This is a genomic window from Streptomyces sp. NPDC001450 (assembly GCF_053597295.1).
Map to the genome: position 1 here is coordinate 1 of NZ_JBSFHY010000156.1, position 1,163 is coordinate 1,163.

The following is a 1,163-nucleotide window of genomic DNA, read 5'->3' on the forward strand; positions in this document are numbered from 1 at the left end:
AGCAGGACGGTGTCGGGGTACTGGGCGTCGATCTCCTTGCGCACCCGCTTCAGGAACTCGTGGGTCGCCGGCAGGTTCTCGCAGTTGGTGCCCTCGGCCGCGTAGAGATAGGGGACCGCGTCGAGGCGGAACCCGTCGATGCCGAGGTCCAGCCAGAACTTCAGTGCGGCCAGGACCTCCTCCTGCACCGCCGGGTTCTCGTAGTTGAGGTCGGGCTGGTGCGAGAAGAAGCGGTGGAAGAAGTACTGGCCGCGCACCGGGTCGAAGGTCCAGTTGGAGGCCTCGGTGTCGACGAAGATGATCCGGGCGTCCTCGTACTGCTTGTCGTCGTCGGCCCACATGTAGTAGTCGCCGTACGGGCCGTCGGGATTCTTGCGGGACTCCTGGAACCACGGGTGCTGGTCGCTGGTGTGGTTCATGACGAAGTCGATGATGACGCGCATGCCGTGCTGGTGGGCGGCGTCCACGAACTCCACGAAGTCGGCCAGGTCACCGAATTCGGGGAGGACGGCGGTGTAGTCGGAGACGTCGTAACCGCCGTCCCGCAGTGGTGACTTGAAGAACGGCGGCAGCCAGAGGCAGTCCACACCCAGCCACTGCAGGTAGTCGAGCTTGGCGGTCAGGCCCTTGAGATCGCCGATGCCGTCGCCGTCGCTGTCCTGGAAGGAGCGGACGAGTACCTCGTAGAAGACGGCGCGTTTGAACCACTCCGGGTCCCGGTCCTTGGCGGGAGTGTCCTCGAAGGTGTCCGGCACGGGGTCGTTGACAGTCATGACGCTGAGGGCCCTCCGATCTGTGGCATCGCTCGCCCGACATGGAGCACATGCGCCGGCGTCCGGCCGGGCGTCAGGCGCACGAAGTTGGTCCTGCCCCAGTGGTAGGTCTCCCCTGTCAGTTCGTCGTGCACGGACAGGGCGGCGTTCCGGTCCAGGCCGAGTTGCGGCATGTCCAACGAGACCGTGGCCTCCTGGGTGTGGTGCGGGTCGAGATTGACGACCACGATGACCGTGTCGGAGCCCGTGCTCTTGCTGTAGGCGAGCACGTTGTCGTTGTCGGTCTGATGGAAGCGGAGGTTCCGCAGGCGCTGTAGCGCGGGGTGGCGCCGCCTGATGTCGTTGAGGCGGGTGATGAGGGGGGCGAGGGTGCGGCCCTCGCGTGCGGCG

Annotated in this window: 2 protein-coding genes; both read right to left on the reverse strand. The window is 66.1% G+C overall.

Annotation, left to right across the window (positions count from 1 at the left end; translation table 11 throughout):
• Positions 1 to 773 (reverse strand): alpha-amylase family glycosyl hydrolase (locus tag ACWC5O_RS45510; protein ID WP_450781409.1); only part of this gene is annotated, 773 nt, incomplete at its 3' end.
• Positions 770 to 1,163: alpha-glucosidase C-terminal domain-containing protein (locus ACWC5O_RS45515; protein WP_450781411.1), on the reverse strand; the 394-nt coding region annotated here is incomplete at its 5' end. The genes ACWC5O_RS45510 and ACWC5O_RS45515, both read right to left, overlap by 4 nt.